This is a genomic window from Nonomuraea sp. CA-218870, assembly GCF_050936535.1.
GTDB classification, from domain to species: domain Bacteria; phylum Actinomycetota; class Actinomycetes; order Streptosporangiales; family Streptosporangiaceae; genus Nonomuraea; species Nonomuraea corallina.
In genome coordinates this window covers 1217674-1239657 of sequence record NZ_JBNJMN010000002.1, presented here as the reverse complement: position 1 = coordinate 1239657, position 21984 = coordinate 1217674, and the positions used below count along the sequence as shown (strand labels likewise).

At 72.3% G+C, this 21984-nt stretch carries 18 protein-coding genes; 8 read left to right on the top strand and 10 right to left on the bottom strand.

Annotation, left to right across the window (positions count from 1 at the left end; all coding sequences use genetic code 11):
- The first annotated feature begins 98 nt into the window (after positions 1–98).
- Positions 99–1121 carry an LLM class flavin-dependent oxidoreductase gene (locus ACQEUU_RS34395; protein ID WP_433073967.1) on the top strand — a complete coding sequence of 341 codons (1023 nt, stop codon included), beginning with the start codon at positions 99–101 and terminating at the stop codon, positions 1119–1121.
- A gap of 196 nt (positions 1122–1317) precedes the next feature.
- A complete protein-coding gene (locus tag ACQEUU_RS34390; RefSeq protein WP_433073964.1) occupies positions 1318–2223 on the top strand; it encodes an SDR family NAD(P)-dependent oxidoreductase in 906 nt (301 codons plus the stop codon).
- Positions 2224–2288: 65 nt separating this feature from the next.
- Here ACQEUU_RS34390 and ACQEUU_RS34385 read toward each other — a convergent pair whose 3' ends face one another.
- The 4 genes from ACQEUU_RS34385 to ACQEUU_RS34370 all read right to left on the bottom strand — a co-directional run bounded on the left by ACQEUU_RS34385 (position 2289) and on the right by ACQEUU_RS34370 (position 6480).
- The gene (locus tag ACQEUU_RS34385; protein WP_433073961.1) at positions 2289–3053 is read right to left on the bottom strand and encodes an enoyl-CoA hydratase/isomerase family protein; all 765 of its coding nucleotides are present in this window, start codon (positions 3051–3053) and stop codon (positions 2289–2291) included.
- The gene (locus ACQEUU_RS34380) at positions 3050–3673 is read right to left on the bottom strand and encodes a carboxymuconolactone decarboxylase family protein (RefSeq protein WP_433073958.1); all 624 of its coding nucleotides are present in this window, start codon (positions 3671–3673) and stop codon (positions 3050–3052) included. The genes ACQEUU_RS34385 and ACQEUU_RS34380 overlap by 4 nt, the downstream gene beginning before the upstream one ends.
- A 63-nt stretch (positions 3674–3736) precedes the next feature.
- On the bottom strand, positions 3737–5464 hold the full coding sequence (locus ACQEUU_RS34375; protein ID WP_433073955.1) for a CocE/NonD family hydrolase: 1728 nt from the start codon (positions 5462–5464) through the stop codon (positions 3737–3739).
- On the bottom strand, positions 5464–6480 hold the full coding sequence (locus tag ACQEUU_RS34370; RefSeq protein ID WP_433073952.1) for a fumarylacetoacetate hydrolase family protein: 1017 nt from the start codon (positions 6478–6480) through the stop codon (positions 5464–5466). The genes ACQEUU_RS34375 and ACQEUU_RS34370 overlap by 1 nt, the downstream gene beginning before the upstream one ends.
- A 161-nt stretch (positions 6481–6641) precedes the next feature.
- On the opposite strand from ACQEUU_RS34370, the gene ACQEUU_RS34365 reads away from it, so the two are divergent.
- Together ACQEUU_RS34365 and ACQEUU_RS34360 are read left to right on the top strand one after the other, a co-directional pair.
- On the top strand, positions 6642–7886 hold the full coding sequence (locus ACQEUU_RS34365; RefSeq protein WP_433073949.1) for an LLM class flavin-dependent oxidoreductase: 1245 nt from the start codon (positions 6642–6644) through the stop codon (positions 7884–7886).
- A gap of 134 nt (positions 7887–8020) precedes the next feature.
- Positions 8021–9169: an alpha/beta hydrolase family protein gene (locus tag ACQEUU_RS34360; protein WP_433073946.1), complete on the top strand. Its 1149-nt coding sequence runs from the start codon at positions 8021–8023 to the stop codon at positions 9167–9169.
- 59 nt (positions 9170–9228) lie between these two features.
- Here the strand turns inward: ACQEUU_RS34360 and ACQEUU_RS34355 are convergent, their stop codons facing one another.
- From ACQEUU_RS34355 to ACQEUU_RS34335, 5 genes are all read right to left on the bottom strand, one after another.
- Positions 9229–9657 carry a Zn-ribbon domain-containing OB-fold protein gene (locus ACQEUU_RS34355; RefSeq protein WP_433073943.1) on the bottom strand — a complete coding sequence of 143 codons (429 nt, stop codon included), beginning with the start codon at positions 9655–9657 and terminating at the stop codon, positions 9229–9231.
- Positions 9654–10823 (bottom strand): acetyl-CoA acetyltransferase, encoded by a 1170-nt coding sequence (locus ACQEUU_RS34350; RefSeq protein ID WP_433073940.1) that lies wholly within the window; start codon positions 10821–10823, stop codon positions 9654–9656. The genes ACQEUU_RS34355 and ACQEUU_RS34350 overlap by 4 nt, the downstream gene beginning before the upstream one ends.
- A 118-nt stretch (positions 10824–10941) precedes the next feature.
- Complete coding sequence (locus ACQEUU_RS34345) at positions 10942–12159, bottom strand: acyl-CoA dehydrogenase family protein (protein ID WP_433073937.1); 1218 nt, start codon at positions 12157–12159, stop codon at positions 10942–10944.
- Positions 12156–13736 (bottom strand): class I adenylate-forming enzyme family protein, encoded by a 1581-nt coding sequence (locus ACQEUU_RS34340; protein ID WP_433073934.1) that lies wholly within the window; start codon positions 13734–13736, stop codon positions 12156–12158. The genes ACQEUU_RS34345 and ACQEUU_RS34340 overlap by 4 nt, the downstream gene beginning before the upstream one ends.
- Position 13737: 1 nt before the next feature.
- Positions 13738–14631: an SDR family NAD(P)-dependent oxidoreductase gene (locus ACQEUU_RS34335; RefSeq protein ID WP_433073931.1), complete on the bottom strand. Its 894-nt coding sequence runs from the start codon at positions 14629–14631 to the stop codon at positions 13738–13740.
- 137 nt (positions 14632–14768) lie between these two features.
- Between ACQEUU_RS34335 and ACQEUU_RS34330 the strand changes: the two genes are divergently transcribed.
- From ACQEUU_RS34330 to ACQEUU_RS34315, 4 genes are all read left to right on the top strand, one after another.
- On the top strand, positions 14769–15920 hold the full coding sequence (locus tag ACQEUU_RS34330; protein ID WP_433073928.1) for an acyl-CoA dehydrogenase family protein: 1152 nt from the start codon (positions 14769–14771) through the stop codon (positions 15918–15920).
- Positions 15917–16414, top strand: a complete 498-nt coding sequence (locus ACQEUU_RS34325; RefSeq protein WP_433073925.1) for a flavin reductase family protein — start codon at positions 15917–15919, stop codon at positions 16412–16414. Before ACQEUU_RS34330 ends, ACQEUU_RS34325 begins: the two co-directional genes overlap by 4 nt.
- Positions 16415–16425: 11 nt before the next feature.
- Entirely contained in the window at positions 16426–17613 is a 1188-nt protein-coding gene (locus tag ACQEUU_RS34320; RefSeq protein ID WP_433073922.1) for an alpha/beta hydrolase family protein, read from the top strand.
- Positions 17614–17697: 84 nt separating this feature from the next.
- Entirely contained in the window at positions 17698–18846 is a 1149-nt protein-coding gene (locus tag ACQEUU_RS34315; protein ID WP_433073919.1) for an amidohydrolase family protein, read from the top strand.
- 66 nt (positions 18847–18912) lie between these two features.
- On the opposite strand, the gene ACQEUU_RS34310 is transcribed toward ACQEUU_RS34315, so the two are convergent.
- Positions 18913–21909 (bottom strand): BTAD domain-containing putative transcriptional regulator, encoded by a 2997-nt coding sequence (locus tag ACQEUU_RS34310; protein ID WP_433073916.1) that lies wholly within the window; start codon positions 21907–21909, stop codon positions 18913–18915.
- Positions 21910–21984: the final 75 nt, after the last annotated feature.

The window sequence follows — 21984 nt, the reverse complement described above, 5'->3', positions numbered from 1 at the left end:
GTGAACCGGGCCCCGGGTACGGCGTTCTGGGAGCAACCGCCGTACCCGGGGCCCGAATGTCATGGAATGTCCTTGACGCGAGGAAGGTTGACTCGCGTATGAAGAACATCGGTTTCCTGAGCTTCGGGCACTGGTCCTCGTCGCCGCACTCGAAGGCGCGCAGCGCGGCCGACACCCTGCTGCAGTCGATCGAGCTGGCGGTGGCCGCCGAGGAGCTCGGGGCCGACGGCGCCTACTTCCGCGTCCACCACTTCGCCCGGCAGCTCGCGAGCCCGTTCCCGCTGCTGGCGGCCGTCGGCGCGCGGACGAGCCGGATCGAGATCGGCACGGGCGTCATCGACATGCGGTACGAGAACCCCCTCTACATGGCGGAGGACGCCGGCGCGGCCGACCTCATCGCGGGCGGCCGGCTCCAGCTCGGCATCAGCCGCGGATCACCCGAGCAGGTGATCGACGGCTGGCGCTACTTCGGCTACGAGCCGGCCGAGGGCGAAACCGACGCGGACCTGGCGCGCAGGCACGCCGAGGTCTTCCTCCAGGTGCTGGAGGGCAGGGGGTTCGCCCAGCCGAACCCGCGGCCCATGTTCCCCAACCCGCCGGGGCTGCTGCGCCTCGAACCGCACGCCGAAGGGCTGCGGCAGCGGATCTGGTGGGGCTCCGGCTCCAACGCCACCGCCAAGTGGGCCGCCGGGCTCGGCATGCACCTGATGAGCTCCACGCTCAAGGACGACGAGAACGGCAAACCGTTCCACGTGCAGCAGGCGGAGCAGATCGCGGCCTACCGGGAGGCGTGGAAGGAGGCCGGGCACGAGGGCGAGCCGCGGGTGTCGGTGAGCCGCTCCATCATGCCGATCGTCAACGAGACGGACCGCGCGTACTTCGGCCACGAGCGCGACAGCTCCGACCAGGTCGGCTTCATCGACGCCACCACCAGGGCCGTGTTCGGGCGCACCTACGCCGCCGAACCGGACGTGCTGGTCAAGGAGCTGGCCGCCGACGAGGCGATCGCCGCGGCCGACACGCTCCTGCTGACGGTGCCCAGCCAGCTCGGCGTGGACTACAACGCCCACCTGATCTCCTCGGTCCTGACCCACGTCGCCCCGGCACTCGGCTGGCGCTGACCGCCTTCCACCATTATCCGGAAACGAATATACGAAAGCACGGAAAGAAAACACCTGAAGCGGCGTTTCAGCAGGCCACGGCCTTTGAATTTCGCCAAGAGAATTCCTGTATCACTCCGCGCAAAAGTCCTATAATCGATGACGATCCGACCGGAAATCCTCGGCGGAATTCGATGCACAGCGCGTGGAGAACGGCATGATGTTTTCACCCGGCCCGTATGAGGAATTCGACCTGACGGGGCGCGCCTGCGTCGTCACCGGAGCCGCGCAGGGCATCGGCGCCGCCGAGGCGCGGTTGCTCGCCCGGCGCGGGGCCGCCGTGGTGTGCGTGGACCGGGCGGACGCCGGGCCGGTGGTGGACGAGATCCGCGACGCGGGCGGCGCAGCCGTCTCCTGGCGCGGCGACCTCGCCGAGCCGGGAGCGGCCGAGGACGTCCTGGCGGTCGCCGAGGACACCGGGGTGCCGGTCTCGGTCCTGGTCAACAACGCCGGCGTGGTCCGTGATCGCATGGTCTTCAACCTGGACGACGCCGACTGGGACACGGTGCTCGCCGTGAACCTGACCGCGCCGTTCCGGATGTGCCGCGCCCTGGCCCGGCACTGGCGCGCGCGGCCGCGGCGCGCGGGCCGGCGGATCATCAACACGAGCAGCGAGTCGGGGCTGTACGGCAACGCCGGCCAGAGCAACTACGCGGCGGCCAAGGCGGGCCTCGCCACGCTGACCCTGACCCTCGCCGCCGAACTCTCCCGCCACGGGGTCTGCGTCAACGCGATCGCCCCTCGGGCCCGCACCCCGATGAGCGAGGCCGCGTTCGGCACGCTGCCCGGCGGCGCCGGGGCGCTGCCGCCCGAGCGGGTCGCCGCGCTGGTCGCCTGGCTGGCCGGCCCGTCCGGCGAAGACGTCACCGGCCAGGTCTTCGTGGTCGCCGGCGACGTGGTCCAGCGGATGCGCACGTGGTCGCCCGTACGGGAGGTCCGGCAGCCGGAGGAGTGGTCGCCGGGGACGAGCACGCGCTTCCGCGAGGAGCTCTTCGGCGGGGACGCCACCCGTCACGAGCCCGCTCCGATCAGCGCCCTGTTCACCGGCGAAGCCATCAGGTAGGAGCGGCGTCCGTACGGCGGGTGGTGGGCACCCGCCGTACGGACGCGGGCGCGCCCCGGCGCGGATCAGGCCGGCCCCCGGGGGAAGGAGCGGGCGTCGACGGCGGCGAGGGATTCCAGCGCGAGCCCGTGCGCGAGCCCGAACTGCAGCTCGCGGCGGATCAGCATGGTGAGGCACGCGCGGGTGTAGCGGAGCATGAGCGTGGTGTTGGCGGCGAGCAGACGGGCGTGCTCCCAGGCACGGTCGAGCAGCCGGTCCGGCGGCAGCACCTCCGCCACCAGGCCGAGGTCGAGGGCCTCGCGGGCGTCGATGGTGCGCCCGGTGAGCAGGAAGTGCCGGGCCCGGTTCATGCCCAGCAGCCACGGCCAGACGAGGTGCACCCCGTCGCCGGGCACCACCCCGGCGACGACGTGCTGGTGGTCGGCGAACGTGGCGGTCTCGGAGGCGAGGACGATGTCCGACAGGAGGGCGAGCTCGGCGTGCTCGGTGGCCGGGCCGTTCACCGCGGCGATGACCGGCACTTCGATGTCCAGCAGGTCGAAGAGCAGGTGCCGGCCCTCGTGCGCCACCCGGTCCCAGCCCTGCGGGGTCGTGTTGCGCCGCTCGAACGCCATCTCCGTGAGGAAGTCGGGGCCGCTGCCGGTGAGGATGACGACGCGGTTGTCCGGGTCGGTGGCGATCTGCCGGAACGCCTCGGGCAGCTCGCGATGCGCGCGCTCGGTCCACTTCAGCGACCCGCCGTCGGTGTGCAGGGTCACCTGGAGGATGCCGTCGTGCCGCTCCATCCGCACGTCGCCGAACCGGTCCCGGTAGTCCTCGAACCTGCTCACCGCCCGGCCTCCGCGTCGTGGTCGCCGGGCCGCCGGCCGTCGGGCGCCCATTCCGCATAGCCCGGTTCCAGCGGCACCTGGAAGGTGTCCATGAGCATGGTGAGCGCCCGCCAGATCGCGATGACGTAGCAGATCTCGACGACCTCGCCGTCGTTCGCGAGCACCTCCTTCAGGTCGTCCAGGGTCCGCTCGGAGATACTGTCGTCGCGTACCATCTCGTCGGCCGCGCGCATCACGGCGCGTTCGGCGGGCCCGAAGCCCGCGTGGGCGGCGCCTTCGCGCACCCCGAGCACGTCGGCGGGGCGTCTGCCCGGCAGGTCGACGTCGACGGTCGGCGCGTAGTGGTGCGCCCACAGGTAGGCCGAGCCGGTCACCCACGCCACGCGCATGATCGCGAGTTCGCGCAGCCGGGTCGCCTCCGGCCTGACGGTGAGCCTGCCCTCCCAGAGGATGCGGTCGTTGATCTCGTTCTCCACGCGGGCCGACTGCGGCGAGTTCAGCAGCAGCCGGTAGAAGTGGATGCGCGACAGCTCCTCGCGCAGGCCGGCCTCGACGGCGGTCCGCGCCGCCTCCTCCACGGGGAGCATCGGGATCAGGCCCTGGGGTTCGTCGGTCGGCATGGCCGTCGTCTCCTTGTCGTCGATGCGGGTCGCCGGTGTCCTGACCGCCCGGGCACGCGGCCGTCACCGGCCGGGGACGACGGGGAGCACGAGCGCCGACGGGTGGCGGGCGTCGTGGAACACGGTCCGCGGCGCGGGGCGCAGGTCGTCCGGGGTGGCGGCGGCGCCGTCCGCGGTGCCGGCGTGGCGGTCGTACGCGGGGAAGGAGCTGCCGGCGATCTCCAGCCGGACGCGATGGCCCGGCAGGAAGACGTTGGCGGTGGCGATCAGGTCGACCTCGACCCGCACCGGCCCGGATCCGGCGGCGGCGACCTCGGCGGCGCTCACCCGCCGGATGCCGTCGCAGAGCAGGAACGCGCGGCCGTCGGGGTGGACGTCGACGAGCTTGGCCGTCACGTCCATGGCGGGGCCGCCGGCGGTCAGGTGGACCACGGCGCGCACGGGGCCGATGACCTCGACCGGGGCGGTCAGCGGGTCGCTGCTGTAGACGAGGACGTCGTCGCGGTCCTCGACCGCGCTCTGGTCCATCGGGCCGGAGTTCGCGGCCGGGTTCGGCAGGTAGGTCGCGCCGCCGCGGGTGGGCACGGGGTCGCGCGGGTCGTGCCGGAACGTGTCGGGCGGCTGCGGCCCCTCGGGAGGCTCGGGGGCGAGGCGGCCGTCCCCGTGGCGCGAGTTCGCGGCTCCCCCGCTGTGCAGGAACCAGGGGGTGGCGCGGGCGCGGGCGGGCGGCCACTCCCGCTCGTCGCGCCACTCGTCCACGCCCATCACGAACACCCGCACCGGCGGCAGCCCGGGTCCCGCGGCGCCGGCCAGGTGCTGCGCGAACCAGGCGAGCTGCAGCCCTTCCATGTCGATCGCGGCGGGGAAACGCCGTTCGGGGCCGCAGGCGTCGCCGAACAGGGCGGGCGACCACTGCGTCCACGGGCCGATGATCAGGCGCTGCCGCTCCGCGGCCGGCCCGCCCGCCGCCTTGATCGTCTCGTACGCGGCGAGGTTGCCGTCGAGGTGCACGTTGTACCAGCCGGCGACGTGCAGCACGGGCAGGTCGGTCGCGGCGACCGCGTCGCGGGCGCTGAGCTCGTCCCAGTACGGGTCGCCCGGCGGGTGCGCGAGCCACTCGCGGTAGTGGGGGGCGATGTCGTCCAGGGCGGGCACGTCCGTCAGCGGCAGGGCCCGCAGGGCGGTGTCCGGGTCGCGCAGGGCGCGGGCGAGCGCTTGCGCGGTGTCCTCGTGCGCGGCGGCGCCGTCGCGGGCGATCGCGCGGCGGAGCTGGTCGGGGGCGAGGTTCGCCAGGCTCCACCACAGGTTGAAGCCGAGCCGGAACGCGCCGCCGCGCCAGACCCAGCCGTCGCCGTACTCGGGCGCGGTGAAGTGCGGCACGATCGTGCGCAGCGCCGGCGGCCGGTGCCGCAGCGCCTGCCACTGGGGGACGCCGTTGTTCGACGCGCCGTACATGCCGACCGCGCCGCTCGACCACGGCTGCGCCGCCGCCCAGGCGACGCACGCGGCGGCGTCCTCGCCGGAGCGGGCGAACGGGCGGAACGGCTCGTCGCCGCCGGAGCGGAACCGGCCGCGCGCGTCCACGACCACGACGGCGAAGCCGTGGTCGACCGCCCGTTCCGGATTGATCACCCCGTAGACGGAGGCCCAGTTCGACTTGTCGTACGCGGTGTACTGCAGCAGCACCGGGCGCGGTCCCGCGGCCGGGTCGCGGTAGACGTCGGCGCGGAGCACGACGCCGTCCGGGAGCTCGATCGGCACGTCCCGCTCGCGCAGGATCGCCGGACGCATCAGGCGTCCCCCGCGCGCTCCACGCGGGTCTCCAGCGCGCCGAGCCCGTCGATCTCCAGCCGGATCACGTCTCCCGGCTTGATCCAGCGGTCGATCTCGATCCCGGCGCCGGTGCCCACCGTCCCCGAGCCGAGCAGGTCGCCGGGCAGCAGCGTCTCCCCCGCCGAGGCGTGCGCCACGAGCTGCTCGATGGACCAGTGGATCGACCCGGCGGAGCCCTGCGACCACAGCTCGTCGTTGACGAAGGCCCGCATGCCGGCCTGGAACGGGCGCGGGATCTCGTCGACGGTGACGAGATACGGCCCGGTGGCGCAGCCGCGGTCGAAGCCCTTGGTCTTGGCCGGGCCGACGGCGGTGCCCATCTCGCGGCGCTGGACGTCGCGGCAGGACAGGTCGTTGAAGATGGTGAGCCCGGCGATGTGGTCCCAGGCCCGCTCGGGCGGGATGTCACGGCCGCGCCTGCCGATGACGATCGCGAACTCCAGCTCGTAGTCGAGCTTCTCGGTGTACGCGGGCCACTGGCCGGTCTCGTCGGGGCCGAACACCGACGCGCTGCGGGTCACGTAGTGGGAGGGGGCCTCGTACCACGCCCGCGGGACCTCCCTGCCGAGGTTGCGCAGCGCGTTGACCATGTGGTCCTCGAAGGCGAAGAAGTCGCGCAGCGCCGGCGGGCGGTCGACCGGGGCGAGCAGGCGCACCGCCTCGCGCGCGTGGGCGTGCGGCCCGAGCGGGCCGGTCTGCCGCAGCGCCGCCGCGGGGTCGCCGAGAGCGGCGAGGAGCCGCTCGGCCTCGCGCTGGGCCCGGCCGCCTGAGCCGAGCAGAGCGACCGTGCTGCCGGGGAAGGTGGCGCGGGCGAGTTCGGCGGCGCGGCCGGGCTCGCCGCCGTCCGCGACGATCTCCGAGGCGAGGAGGGAGGCCAGGTCGACGATGACCGGCGCGTCGAGCGCTCCGACCGCGGCGCCGGACCGCACCTCTGCCTCCGGCCAGCCGTGCGGCGTGAAGCGGCAAATCCTCATCAGAACCCTCCGTAGATCGCGGCCGGCTGCCGGGCTTGTCGTGCCGCAGGTCTATGTGCGGGCGCGTTACTCCGTCATTAACGGCCACGGAGAACGGCCCGGTAACTACGCGCCCGTTGGATGGCTGCGATGTATCCGGTCACTAGCCTGAGGAGCGAGATTTGAGTGTCAAGGCGATCGTGCAGCTCTATCCGGTCATTCCCGCCGAAGGCGGTGCCGCGGGGCGCGCCGCCCGGCGCCCGCTGGGCCGCGATCGGGACGAGTTCCAGAAGGTGATGCGCGACTGGGCGAGGATCGCCAAGGCCGCCGAGGACCTGGGCTATTGGGGCATCGCCGGGATCGAGCATCATTTCCACTCCGAGGGGTACGAGGTCGCCCCCTCGCCCGGCGTGGTGAACGCCTGGCTGGGAGCGCAGACGAGCCGCATCAACGTCGGCACCAACGGCTACGTGCTCGGCACCCAGGACGCGATCCGGGTGGCCGAGGAGTGCGCGATGCTCGACCACATGCTGGAGGGCCGGTTCTGGGCCGGGGTCAGCCGCGGCTACCAGTCGCGCTGGACCGACGTGCTCGGGCAGCACCTGGGCACCCCGGCCACGCTGTCCGACGGCGGTTCGGCCGACCAGAAGAACCGCAGCATCTTCGAGGAGCAGGTCGAGCTGATGCTCAAGGCCTGGACCGAGGACTCCTTCGACTTCAAGGGCTCCAGGATCCAGGTGCCGTTCCCGTACGACACCGGCATCACCACCTATCCGGCCACGGACACCGCGTCGCTGATGGGCGCGCTGGACGAGGTCGACGAGAACGGCGCCATCCGGAAGATCTCGGTCACGCCGCCGCCGTACCAGCGGCCGCACCCGCCGGTGTTCGTGGCGTCGTCGAGCTCGGAGGAGTCGATCCGGTACTGCGCGCGCAACGGCTTCGTCGTCACCAGCTTCTCCCCCGCGGCGAAGACCGAGGAGTTCGCGAAGATCTACGCCGAGGAGGCCGCCAAGTCCGGCCACCCGGTGCCGCTCGGCGCGAACCAGGCTCCGGTGCGCTGGCCGCACATCACCGACTCCCCTGCGGCGTACGACCGGGCCCTGCGGGACTACGACGCGGACATCTTCGAGAACTTCTACGCGAAGTTCTTCAAGAAGAAGATGCCGGTGAACGGCGACGTCGTACAGGCGGTCAAGGACTCGGGCCTGTTCCTCGGCGGCACCGTCGACCAGGCGAAGGCCCAGTTCGCCGCCGAATGGGAGCAGGTCCCGTACGAGTACTCCGTGCTGATCTGGCACTGGGCGCAGCAGCCGACCGACGACCTGATCCGCGAGATGGAGCTGATGGCCACCAAGGTCTACCCGGAGATCGGCGGCCTGGCCGGCCCCGAGGAGCGTCCGCGCGCGCAGTGGGCCACGACCTGAGCCGCCCCGCCCGCAGGCGCGCCGGGTAACGCCGCCCTGAGAACAACCGTTTGTACATGTGACTGATGAGAAGTACGCAGGATCCGCGCGGCGTGAGGGCTCGCGGCGTCGGACCGTTCCGCGAAGGAGTCGCCGTGTTCGAGTTCTTCCCGGGCGACCACGTCCGGTCGTCGAGCGTGAACCTGGCCTTGATGGCCGGCGGCTCACTCGCTGACCTGGGGCGCTGGCTCGGCCCGCTGCGCGACGCGCCGGAGGCCGGCCTGGACGCCTGGGCCGCCGCCTGGGCCGGCATGGCGCACCAGCAGGAGGCGCTCGCCGCGGCCGACGCCGCGGCCGGCTATCTGGCGGCGGCCGGCCGTCGCTATCTGCGCGCGTCGGTTTACCACGCGGCCGGCCAGCGGCAGATCCCGCCGGGGCCGACCAAGTCGGAGAGTTACGCCGCGTCCCTGCAGGCCTTCGGGAACGCCCTGGACTGCGGAACCTTCCCGCTGGTGCGCATCCACGTCGACTCCCCCGACGGCACGCTGCCCGGTTACCTGATCGCGCCGGACGCCTCCGGCCCGCGTCCGGTGGTCATCGTGTACGGCGGGCTCGACCTGACCAAGGAGATGCTCTACGCGACGGTGGGCGACACGTTCGCCCGGCGCGGCATCACCTGCCTGGTCATCGACACCCCCGGCACCGGGGAGCTGATCCGGTTGCGCGGCGTGCCGTCCCGCCCGGACTACGAGGTGCCGACCGCGGCCATCATCGACCATCTCCAGACCCGCCACGACGTGGACGCCCGGCACGTCGCCGTGCTCGGCGTCAGCTTCGGCGGCTACTACGCCGCCCGCTCGGCGGCGTTCGAGCCGAGGGTCTCGGCCTGCGTCTCCTGGGCGGGCAGCTGGGACTGCGGCGCGCTGTGGCGGCGGCGCTGGGACGAGGGCTCGGCCGAGGAGCCGACGCGGTGGTTCCTGCCCTGGGTGACGGGCACGGGCACGGTCCAGGAGGCGCTGGAGCGGCTGAAACTGTGGACGCTCGCCGACGTCTGGCCACGGGTGAGGCAGCCGCTGCTGATCGTGCACGGCGAGGACGACCGGGAGATCCCGGTCGCGGACGCGCGCCGCGCCTTCGAGGCCGCGGGCTCGGCCGACAAGCGGCTGCGCGTCTTCACCCGCGAGGATGGCGGCGCCGAGCACCTCCAGTCGGACGATCCCGGCCCCACCCTCGACCTGATCGCCGACTGGCTGTCGTCGCGCCTGCCGGCCCTGCCGGGGTCGCCGGTGCCGGCGTTCGCCTGAGACGCGCGGAAGCCGGGAGGGGGACGCCCCCTCCCGGCTTCCGTGTGCCTCCGGACGGCTCAGCCGGCCACAGGCCGCCAGAACGGCAGCGACGCCTCGTCGTTCAGCGGGACGAACTCGACCTCGACCCGCATCCCGATGCGGACCTCGTCGACCTCGCAGCCGATCACGTTGCCCATGACGCGGGGGCCCTCGTCGAGCTCCACGATCGCGACCGCGTACGGCGTCCACTGGTTGAACGGGTAGGCGCCCTGCTGGCGCACCACCGAGAACGTGTGCACGGTGCCCTTGCCCGCCGTGGTCAGCCAGCCGGGCGTGTCACCGCACTCGACGCAGATCTGACGCGGGTAGAACTGGCGGTGGCCGCAGCCGGGGCACTCCTGCACCAGCAGCTCGCCCCGGATGGTGGCCTCCCAGTACGGGCGACCGGCCGCGTCGAGCAGCGGGACCGGCCGGCCCTCCGTCGCGGGAGTGGTCACGTTCGTCATGCCTTGTCCTTTCCGAGTATCACGGTGCCCATCGCCGACAGCCAGCCGCCCGAACCGCACGCGAGGGCGACCTCGGCGCCCTCGACCTGCGCCTCGCCGGCCTGGCCCCGGAGCTGCCTGGTGGCCTCGATGAGCAGGAAGATGCCGCGCATGCCGGGGTGGCAGGAGCTGAGGGCGCCGCCGTCGGTGTTGAGCGGGAGGCTGCCGCCGAGCTGGAGGGCGCCGGAGGCGGCGAACGGCCCGCCCTCGCCCTTCTTGCAGAAACCCAGGTCCTCCAGCATGAGCAGCGCGGTGATGGTGAAACTGTCGTAGAGCTGCACGGTGTCGACGTCGTCCGGGGTGAGCCCGGCCTGCGCGAACGCCTCCTTGCCGCTGCGCTCGGCCGCGGTGCGCGTGTAGTCGGGCATCTGGCTGATGTTCCAGTGGGTCTGGGCCGACGCCGCGCCGAGGATGTGGACCGGGGGCTGGCGCAGGTCCCGGGCGCGCTCGGCGGTGGTGACGATCACCGCGCCGCCGCCGTCGGAGACGACGCAGCAGTCGAACAGGTGCAGCGGATCGGCGATCATGCGCGAGTTGACGACGTCCTCGACCGTCAGCGGCTTGCGGTACTGGGCGTTGGGGTTGAGCCCGGCGTGCGTGCGGCAGGCCACGGCGATCGCCGCGAGCTGCTCGGAGGTGGTGCCGTACTCGTGCATGTGCCGCTGGGCGGCCATCGCGTACGCGCCGATCAGGGTGTTGCCCCAGGGCGACTCGTACTGCAGCGCGCCCGCGACCTGCTCACCGGGCTTCTTCGCGCCGAACCCGGGGTTGGTGCCCGACTTGGTGTAGAGGTCCGAGCCGTAGACGATGAGCACGTTCTCGCACAGCCCCGCCTCGATCGCGGCCTTCGCGTGCTGGATGTGCAGCTCGAAGCTGGAGCCGCCGACGGCGGTGCCGTCGAAGTAGCGGGGGTTGATGCCCAGGATCTCCGCCATGGTGCCGGCGTTGTCCGGCTGGGCGAAGTCGCCCTGGGCGCACATGAACCCGTCGATCTCGCTCTTCTTCAGGCCGCAGTCGGCCAGCGCCCGCTGGGTGGCGAGCACGTGGTGCCCGACCGCGTCCAGGTGGGGCGCTTTGGGGTAATCGCTCAGGCCGATGCCGGCGATCACGGGCGTACGGTCAGCCATGGATGTGATGTCTCCTCGGATACGCGAAGGGATGACGCGAAGGGATGACGCGAAGGGATGACGCGAAGGGGTGACGCGAAGGGGTGACGCGCCGCCTGCGGGCGGCGCGCCGGCGAGGTCAGGTCAGGGGGCGGGGCTCACGGGGCAGGCCCAGGATGCGCTCGGCCATGATGTTGCGCATGATCTCGTCGGTGCCGCCGGCGATGCGCCGTGAGGGCGCGCTGAGCGCGAGCTCGGCCCAGACGTAGGTGCCCCACTCGCCGGTGTCGGCCGTCATGCGCGGGCCGAGCACGCGGCCGGCCAGCTCGCCGATGGCGCGGACGTTCTCCGAGTCCATCAGCTTGATGATCGACGCCTCGGCCCCCGGCTCGCCGCGGCCGGAGGCGCGGGCGGCGGTCCACCGGATCACGTCCCGCCGGATCGCGATCCTCGCGAACTCCTGGCGGATGTGCGGGTCGCCGGCGAGGCCGAAGTGCTGGATGAGGCCGAGCAGCCGCTCGACCGGGTCCGTGGCGGGCGAGGCGGTGCGGTAGCCCATCGACGCGCGCTCGTTGCCGAGCGTGGTCATCGCCACCTTCCAGCCGTCGCCGGGCTTGCCGAGCACGTGGCTGTCGGGGACGAAGACGTCGTCGACGAACACCTCGTTGAATGCCTCACCGCCGGTGAGCTGGCGCAGCGGGCGGACTTCGACCCCCGGATCGTGCATGTCGACCATCAGCATGGTGAGCCCGGCGTGCTTGGGCGCGTCCGGGTCGGTGCGGACGAGCATCTCGCCGATGTCGCTGTAGTGGCCGCCGGAGGTCCACACCTTCTGCCCGGAGACCCGCCAGCCGTCGCCGTCGCGAACCCCCCTGCTCTTCACGCCCGCGAGGTCGGAGCCGGCCTCGGGCTCGGAGAAGAGCTGGCAGGCGACGAGGTCGCCCCGGTACAGCGGGCGCAGGTACCTCTCCTTCACCTCCGGCGTGCCCCAGGCGAGCAGCGTCGGCGCGACGATGTGGTGGCCGACGATGAAGCAGGCCTCCGACGGCAGCTCGTAGTCGGCCGCGACCTCGTCGAACAGCTCCTGGTAGCGCTGGGCCCGGCCGGCGCCGCCGTACTCGGGCGGGCCGGTGAGCCAGCCGAAGCCGGCGTCGAACAGCTCGCGGCGGAAGGCCACCGCGGCCGCCACCATGCTCAGCTCCTCCTCGCGGGTCGGTTCGGCGCCCGCGCTCAGCTCGTCGGGGCCGTTGCCCCAGCCCTCCTCCCATTCCGGCAGGGGCTTGGCATGGGTGTCGAGGAAGGCCCGGACGGCGTCCTGGAACGCGGTCTCGTCCGGGGTCCGGCGCTGGTCGCTCACGATTGCTCCCGAAGCAGGCGGTGGAGCACCTTGCCGCTGGCGTTCTTGGGCAGGGTCTCGCTGTGGATGCGGATGTGGTCGGGGACCTTGTACTTGGCCAGGCGTTCACGGCAGAACGCCTGGAGTTCCTCCGGGGTGGCCTCGACGCCCCCGGCGAGCACGACGTGGGCGCGCACGGTCTCGCCCCAGTGCGGGTCGGGGACGCCGACGACGGCGCACTCCACGACCCCGGGATGGGCGAACAGGGTGGCCTCGATCTCCAGCGGGTAGACGTTCTCGCCACCCCGGATGATCATGTCGTCCTTGCGGCCGGCCAGGTAGAGATAGCCGTCCTGGTCGAGGTAACCGAGGTCGCCGCCCTTGAACCAGCCGTCGGAGATGACCTGTGCGGTCTTCTCCGGCTGCCCGTGGTAGCCGCTCATCACCATGTCGCTGCGGGTGACGATCTCGCCGACCGTGCCCACCGGCACCTCCTCGCCGGCGGCGTCCCAGATCTGCAGGTCGATGTTGAAGCCGGGGCGGCCGACCGACCTGAGCAGGTGCGGGTGGCCGTCGAGGGCGCGCAGGTGGTCCTCGGGGGTGAGCACGGTCTGCATGCCCGCCTCGGTGCCGGCGCCGAAGCCGTTGTAGAAGTCGCACCGCATCATCGCCATGGCCTGGGTGAGCAGCTCGGGCGACATCGGCGCGGCCCCGTAGAAGACCGAGCGCAGCGTGGCGAAGTCGTCCGGCTTCACGCCCGGCTGCCGCAGCAGGGCGCTGATCATCGTGGGGACGAGGAACACGTCGGTGAGGCCCTGGCGGCACCACCGCAGCAGTTCTGCCGGGTCCCACTGAGGGACGATCAGGGACGCCGAGCTTCGGCAGATCGCGTTGAGCACGAGGCTGAGGCCGGCGACGTGGTAGAGCGGGGACGCCGAGTAGCGGAACTCGTCGCGCAGGAAGCGGTACTCCAGGATCGCGTTGGAGACCATCGTCTTCCACATCCGGTGCGACTGCATGACGCCCTTGGGCAGCCCGGTCGTGCCGCTGGTGTAGGCGAGCGCGACGATGTCCTCGTCGTCGACGAACGCCTCCCGGGGCGAGCCGGCGGCGCCGCGCCGGAGCACCTCCTCGAAGGGCACCGTGCCGGCCGCGGCGCCGAAGCCGACGACGTGGTCGAGATGGTCCAGGTCGTCCATGGCGGCCAGGACGCCGGCCGCGTACCGGTCGCCGACGAACGCCCAGGACGCCTCGGCGCTCCGCAGCAGCGTCGTGATCTCCGCAGGGGACAGCCGGAAGTTGAGCGGGACCGCGACCGCGCCGAGCTTGAACAGGGCGAGGAAGGTCTCCACGTACTCCGGCGAGTCGGTGTCCAGGACGGCGACCCGCTCCCCCTGGCCCAGGCCCATCTCCTGCAGGCCGCGGGCGAGCCGGTGCACCCGGTCGCGCACCTCGGCGAAGGTACGGGTGCCCGACCCGGTGACGAAGCAGGCCCGGTCCGGGGAGCGCTTGGCCGCCAGGTCGATCCACTCGCCGAGCTGGACCCTCGACAGGCGCCGGCCGGTGAGGGAGGCCGGGCGGGTGCGCTGGGCGGTCATCTCACTTCCCCAGCAGGTCCGCGAGCAGGGTCATCTCGGCCATGCTGTTCTCCGGCACCTGGTAGCCGGCGTCGTCGAAGATCTCGGCCAGGTGGTCGCGGACGTCCTCGGCGGTGAGCCGGCCGTTCAGGTAGCCGCGGGTGACGCCGATGAACACGCGCGCCACCCGGCCGCCGCCGGCGCTGAGGATCTCGCCGGAGAGCTCGCAGGAGTCGTGGCACAGGTATCCGACCACCGCCGAGACCAGCGCGGGGTCCAGGTGGTCGGCGAGCGGGTTGTCGAAGCCCTCGGTCATGCGGGTCTGCGCCACCGGGCCGATCGCGTTCGCCTTGATGTCGTACTTGGCGCCCTCGATCGCGAGCACCTTGATCAGGCCGACCAGGGCGAGCTTCGCCGCGGCGTACGACGACTGGCCGAAGTTGCCGAAGAAGCCGGCCGACGACGAGGTCACCACGACCCGCCCGAACCCCTGCTCCCTGAACCGCGCCCACGCCGGGCGGGTGACGTTGAACGCGCCCTTCAGGTGCACGTCGAGCACCGGGTCCACGTCGTCGGGGCTGGTGTTGTGGAAGGTCTTGTCGCGCAGGATGCCCGCGTTGTTCACGACGATGTCCACCCTGCCGAACGCGGACAGCGCCGTCTCGATCACCGCCTGGCCGCCGGCCACGGTGGCGACCGAGTTCGTGTCGGCCACCGCGATGCCGCCGCGTTCCTCGATCTCCTTGACGACGATCGCCGCGCGGTCCCGCTCCAGCCCGTCGCCGGACAGGGACGTGCCCATGTCGTTGACGACCACCCGCGCTCCGCGACGGCCCAGTTCGAGAGCGTGGGCGCGGCCGAGGCCGCCACCCGCTCCCGTGACCACGGCGACACGACCATCGAAGCTGAGATCCACGGCAGTTTCCTCCTTCTGGCGGCGGGCATACGCCGGCGTCGGCACCGTCCGCACTCTTGCGCGCGGGGAGTTACTGCGGTCGTTACGGCTCGCGCCGCTCATGCCCGGTGCACGCGGGCCTCCTACCGTCCTGTGGCATGAGCGGACTTCAGCAACTAGCCGACGCGACCGCGTCGTTCACCGGCCTCGCCGAGGAGCACGAGGACTTCCGGGAGAGCGTGCGGTCGTTCGTTGAGCACCTCTCACCGGAGACGCGGGTACGCCACCTCATGGAGGACGAACAGGGCCACGACCCGCAGGCGTGGCGCCAGATGGCCGAGCAGCTCGGCCTCCAGGGGCTCGCCCTGCCCGAACGCTACGGCGGCTCGGGCGCGTCCTTCCTCGAACTCGGCGTGGTGCTGGAGGAGATGGGCCGGGCCGTGATGTGCGGGCCCTTCTTCTCCACCGTGGTCCTCGCCGCCAACGCGCTGCTGCACTCCGGCGACGAGCAGGCCAAGGACGACTTCCTGCCGGGGATCGCCGCCGGGGAGACGATCGCCACGGTGGCGATCGCCGAGCGCTCCGGGTCGTGGCGGGCCGGCCACGTCGAGGCGCGCGCCGTCAGGGAGGACGGCATCTGGCGGCTGAGCGGCGTCAAGTCGTTCGTCCTGGACGGGCACGTCGCCGACCTGCTGCTGGTCTTCGCCCGGACCGGCGCCGGCCTGTCGCTGTTCGCGGTGTACGGGCAGGCCGCGGGGGTGACCAGGACACCGCTGCCGACGATGGACCAGACCCGCAAACAGGCGGTGCTGGAGTTCGACCGGAGCCCGGCCCGCCTCGTCGGCGCGGAGGGCGGCGCGGAGCCCCTGCTGGAGCGGGTGCTCGCCCTGGCGGCGGCGGGCCTGGCCGCCGAGCAGGTGGGCGGGGCGCAGCGATGCCTGGAGATGTCCGTCGAGTACGCGAAGGTGCGCACCCAGTTCGGGCGGCTGATCGGCTCCTTCCAGGCGATCAAGCACAAGTGCGCCGACATGCTCATGGCGGTCGAGACGGCCCGGTCGGCGGCGCACTACGCGCTGTTCGCCGCCGGGGAGGACCTGCCGGAGCTGCCGGTGATCGCCAGTCTGGCCAAGGCGTACTGCTCGGAGGCGTACACGATGGTGGCGACGGAGAACGTGCACGTCCACGGCGGCATCGGGTTCACCTGGGAGCATCCGGCTCACCTGTATGTCAAGCGGGCGATGTCGTCGGCGCTGCTGTTCGGCGGCCCCGACGAGCACCGGGCCCGGTACGCGGACGGGGTGGGACTGTGAACACGCTCCCCGCCATCGCGCGCGACGACCTGCGCGGCGTCATGGCCTGCTTCGCGACCGGCGTCGCGGTGGTCACGGCGGCCCCGCCCGGCGGGCCGGCGGTCGGCATGGCGGTCAACTCGTTCGTGTCGGTGTCGCTGGATCCGCCGCTGGTGCTGTTCTGCGCCGCGCACACCTCGTCCACGTGGCCGGCGATCCGCGCCGCCGGGCACTTCTGCGCGAACGTGCTCGCGTCCGGCCAGGAGGAGCTGGCCCGCGCGTTCGCCCGCAAGGGCGACCGGTTCGCGGGCGTGGCTCACAGCCCCGGCATCACCGGCGCGCCCGTGCTGCGCGACGTGCACGCGCACGTCGAATGCAAGATCGTCGAGACGTTCGAGGCCGGCGACCACACGGTGGTGCTCGGCCGGGTGCTCGGGCTCCACGCCGACACCGAGGCCACGCCGCTGCTGTTCTACCGCAGCGCCTACCGGCTTTTCCGACCCCCCGCGACCTAGAGGAGGACGACGTGGTCGACGCGATCCGTCAGGCCGAATGGCATGCGCAGTTCCCCGAAGACTACCGATGGTCGTACAACGTCATGCTCGTGTACGCCGTGATCCCGGCCGGCGGCGCCGAGGTCGGCGAGATCGACCGGGTCTGCCGCAGGCTCGCCGGCCACGTGGGGGACGACGAGCGGTGGTTCCGCGAGTGGCGGGCCATGGGCGACCGGGTCCGGGCGCTCGCCGAGGACGCGGAGGCGCTCGGCGACCGCCGCGCCGCGACGGGACACTACCGGCGGGCGACGAGCTACTACTTCGCCGCCGAACGGTTCCGCTTCCCCAAGGACGACGAGGCGCTCGACGTCTACCGCGCGATGGTCGGCTGCTTCCGGCGGGCCGCCGAGCTCGACGACCGCTACCGGGTCGAGTACGTGGACGTCCCGTACGAGGACACCGCGCTGCCGGGCTTCTTCGTCTCCGCCGCGCGCCCGCCCGGCGGACGCGCGCCCGCCGTGCTGTTCATGAGCGGCTTCGACGGCAACAAGGAGCACAACTGGTTCCTCGGCGTCGAGGAGCTGCTCGCCCGCGGCGTCTCGGTGCTGTCGCTCGACAGTCCCGGTGTCGGCGAGGCCGTCCGCTTCCGCGGCGTCCACCTGCGCCACGACTACGAGGTCGCGGGCAGCGCGGCCGTCGACTGGCTGCGGGCCCGCGACGACGTGGACCCGGACGGGATCGGCGTGCTGGCGCTCAGCCTCGGCGGCTACTACTCCTCGCGCAGCGCGAGCATGGATCCGCGGTTCCGGGCGTGCGCCGCCTGGGGCGCGATCTGGGACTACCACCGCGTCTGGCGCGAGCGCGTCGAGGCTGCGTTCGCCAAGCAGCTCCCGGTGCCCGGCGACCACCTGGTCTGGTCCACCGGGACCGGCTCGACGCAGGAGGCGCTGAAGGTCCTGGAGGGCTTCCGGCTGGCCGACGTCGTGCCCCGGATGCGGGGCGCGTTCCTGCTGGTGCACGGCGAGGACGACCAGCAGGTGCCGGTGTCCGACGCGCACCTGCTCTTCGAGGCGTGCGGCTCGCCGGACAAGACGCTGCGGATCTTCACCGCCGAGGAGGGCGGCGCGCAGCACTGCCAGATGGACAACCTGTCCATCGCCGTGCCCGAGATCACCCGATGGCTGGCCGACAGGCTCGGCGCGACCCCCTCGTCCCGATAACGACCGGCTTAACGGTCCGCCGCCTAGCGTGCCCGCACCGGCCCCCACCACCCCGCCGACCGTCACCACTGGAGGAAGCTCACGATGTCCACCGGTAAACCTCGCCCGCTGATCTCGGTCGACTCCCATGTCGTGGAGCCGAAGGACCTCTGGCTCAAGCGGCTGCCGCAGCGCTTCCAGCACCAAGCCCCCCAGGTGCAGTCCACCGACCGGGGTGACTACTTCGTCGTGCCGAACACCGGGATGGCCCCGAAACCCGTCGGCACCGAGGGCGCGATGATCAACACCAAGATCAACGGCGTGATCACCAAGCCCACCGGCTACCGCTTCGAGGACCAGCGGCCCGGCGCCTACGATCCGGCCGCCCGCCTGGAGGACCAGGACAGCCAGGGCATCCGGGCCGAGGTCGTCTACCCGGGCTGGCTGATCGTGCACAGCATCCCGGACTTCGACCTCAAGGTCGCCTGCGTCCGCGCCTACAACGACTGGCTGTTCGAGGAGTTCTGCTCGTACGCCCCCGACCGGCTGATCGGCGCGGCGGCGCTCCCCGTCGGGCAGGGCCCGGTCGAGCCGGCGATCGAGGAGGCGCGGCGCTGGGCCGCGCGCGGCGCCAAGACCTTCCTGCTCCCCCAGGCCGTCCCCGGCATGGCCTGGGGCGACGCGCACTGGGAGCCGCTGTGGGCGGAGCTGGAGGAGATCGGCGTCCCCGTCGGGTTCCACCAGGCGGCCGGCCAGGTCGCCATCTTCAACGACAAGACCACGCCCGGCGTGTTCTGGACCACCGCCATCGGCAACAAGATCAGCCTCGGCTGGGTGTTCATGCAGCTCGTCTACGGGGCGGTGCCCGAACGGCACCCGAACCTGCGGTTCATCCTCGTGGAGGGCGGCATCGGCTGGATCGCCTTCCAGCTCAACACGATGGACCACATGTTCACCGACCATCACCGCTGGACGGTCCCCGAGCTGTCGATGAAGCCCAGCGAGTACTTCAACCGCAACTTCTGGGCCACCTTCGAGGACGACCGCCCCGGTATCCTCACCCTGCCGATGCTCGACGAGAAGCGCCTGATGTGGGCCGGCGACTACCCGCACACCGAGGGCAACTTCCCCTTCGCCCAGGAGCAGGTCGCCCACGACTTCGAGGGCATCGACGAACCGGTCGTGGCCGCGATCACCCACGACAACGCGATCGACCTCTTCGGCCTCGACGTCCCCCGCCTGATCGGATCCTGACCGGCGGGGGAACGGTGCGGCGGCGGCCGGGAGGGCCGCCGCCGCACCGTTCCCCGTCGGGACGGGTCACGTACCCCTGAGCTCGCGGACCAGGTGCCGGGTCGCCGGGGTCGGTTCGACCCCGAGCTCGGCCAGGGCCGTGGTGAGCCGCTGGAACTCGGCCAGGACCGCGTGCGGCGACCCCAGCGCGCCCTCCACCCGCATGCGCACGCAGTAGGCGGACTCGCAGAACGGGTCGCGGTTGATCGCGAGCGAGGCCAGGTGTTTGGCGCGTTCCACATGCCCGAGGGAGAACGCCACCTCGGCCGCGTCCACCGCCGCGTTCACGATCATCACCTCCAGCTCGTGCCGGCGTTCCTCGGCCCACTCCAGCTCGCTCTCCGGCAGGTACGGCCCCTCGACCAGCTCCAGCGTGGACTCGACGCGGTCCAGCCGCTCCTCGCCCGACAGGCGGCACGCATCGCCGATCATCCGCTCGAAGCGCAGGTCGGTGCTGTCCACGTACAGGCCGTCCGCCCAGCGGACGTGGCCGTGCGCGGTCCTGGACAGGTTCACCCCCGTCGCCTGGCGCAGCTTGTGCACCACCTGGCGGAAGTAGTTGCCGCCCCGGCGCGGGTCCGCGTCGGGGAACAGCCGCTCCTGCAACCGGTGCCGCTCCACGCCCTCGGGGTGCAGCGCGAGGTAGGCGGCGAGTTCGAGCACCTTGGTGCGGCGCGAGCAGCGGGGCACCCCGTCCACGATCAGGTCGACCACCGGGCCGTGCGTGTGCACGTCCACGACGATCACCCGTTCGGAGGGGGTGGCCGGCTGACGCCTGCGCGCCTCCTGCGGCTGGTGCCCGACGAGCTGCCGCCACTTGGTGCCGCCGGCGTCGTTCTCGATCTGGCGGCGCAGCACGCCCGGCACGTCGTTCAGCGCGTTCTTCAGCATGAACAGGCAGCCGATCGCGCTCGCGGTCTGGTAGGCGAGCTCGACGGCGGCGGAGGCCGCCTCGGCGCGGCCCAGCCGCGCCTCCGCCTCGGCCAGGTACGTCGCGGCGAACGGCAGCATGAGCGTGCGCCCGGAGGCCCGCATCGCCTCGGTGGCGCCGCGCAGCACCCGGGCCGCGTCCTCGGGCCGGTCGATGCGCAGGTAGGCGAGCCCCTGGAAGGTCTGTCCCCACTCGGCGTAGCAGCGGTTGCCGCTCGCCGCCGAGCGGCTGATCGCGTCGGCGAGCGTCATGCGGGCGTCGTCCACCCGGCCGAGCGCGAGTTGCAGCACGCCGACCACGACCTCGAAGCAGGGCTCCCAGCCGAACAGGGTCCGCCGGCTGTGGTCGACCGCGGCCTCGGCGGCGGCCAGCGCCTTCTCCACCTGGCCCTCGGCCCACAGCAGCCACGCCTCGTGGAAGAACCACAGGTCGGTGTGCGCGCCGAACTTGATCGCCTCGGGCACCTCGTCGAGCAGCTCGCGGGCCAGGGGCAGCTCTCCCCGCCACACCAGGGCGAGCAGCGGGTGCGGGGTGCGGAAGAAAGAGCGCGGCGGCCAGTTCCCCTCGTCGGGGAGCATGCGCAGGAGCTGGTCGAGCCGCCCCTGCACGAGCAGCCCCCAGGAGTAGACGCGCTCGCTGTCCACCCAGTCGCGGCCGGGCGGCGGGGCCACCGGCTCGCGGCCCGCCACCGCCTCCAGCTCGTAGCGCACCGCCTCGGCCCGGTAGTCGCCCTCGTAGTTGCGGATCAGCTCCAGGGCCTCGGCCGGGCGCCACTGCATGGCGTACCCGACGAACGCCACCGCGCCCGGGTCGGCCTTGGCGACCTCGCTCAGCCTGCCCTCCTGGTGCAGCCGGAGGATGAGCGCCTGCGCCTCCGGGATGCGCCGCACCCCGTACAGCGCCCGCAGCGCGGCGCCGAGCAGGACCGGGCGGGACTCGACCGCCGCCGGGCCGAACGCCTCCAGCCAGCGCAGCAGCACCACCCAGTCGGCGCGGGCGGACAGCGCGGCCACGGCCTGTTCGGCCACGTCGGCGGCCTTGTCCAGCTCTCCGGCCTCCAGGTAGGTCTCGACGGCGTCCTCGTGCATCCCGCTCTCCTGGAGGAGGCGGGCGTACCGGCTCTGCAGGCCGGGCAGCTCGCTCGGCAGGCGGGCCTGCAACTGCTCGCGCAGGTACTGCCGGAACCGGGGATGGTAGACCAGCGCGCGGTCGACCTTCGTGGCCGGCAGGTGCCGCGAGCCGAGCGACTGCCACAGCCGGTAGCCCCGCTCGCCGCAGAGGGCGACGGCCGCCCTGGCGGTCACCCCGGCCGGGATCGACGTGCGCAACAGGAAGTCCTGCTCTTCCGCGGGCAGCCGGGCGAGGATCTCGCGGGAGACGAAGCCGGCGAGCGCGTCCGGGCCGTTGCCGGGCTGCAGCCCGGGGATGATGTCGAAGGCCACGGCGGCGATCCAGCCCTTCGTGACCTCCATCAGCGGCGCGGGATCGCGGCCGCCCTGGCCGTGCGCGGCGAGCAAGGTGCGGGCCTCGTCCATGTTGAGCGCCAGGTCCTCACCGCTCACCCGGGCGATCCTGCCCTGCAGCATCATGCGGCCGATCGGGCCGCCCAGGTCCTCGCGGCTCATGATGATCGTGCGCACGTTCGGCGGCAGATAGTCGAGGAAGACGCCGAGCGCGGCCAGCGCCTCGTCGGCCGCCACCAGCCATTCGCAGTCGTCCAGGACGAGCAGCAGGGAGGTGTCGTGGACGCCCTCGGCGAGCATCGCCGCGACCTCCTCCGCCGGGAAGCCCTCCTCCAGCGCGGTCTCGACCGTGCGGGGCGCCTCGGGGTTCACCTCGGCGAGGGCCTTGGCCAGGTAGATCATCAGCCGGGACGGGCTGCGGTCTCCCGCGTCGAGCGTCAGCCAGGCGAGCGGCCAGCCGAACCGCGCGGCGAACATCCGGGTCTGGACGGTCTTGCCCGATCCCGCCGCGGCGAAGATCACGATGGTCTCGTGGACGTCGAGCAGCGCCGAGAAGTGCTCGTCCAGGCGATCTCGCGCGATGGTCCCGCGCGGCAGACCCGGGGGAAGAACCTTGTGACTCAAGATCATGCAGACCTCAGTTCACCGGAGAGTAACGTCACGCCATGCCGCCGAAATCCCCGAGTAACAGCGGTGTTGGATTCC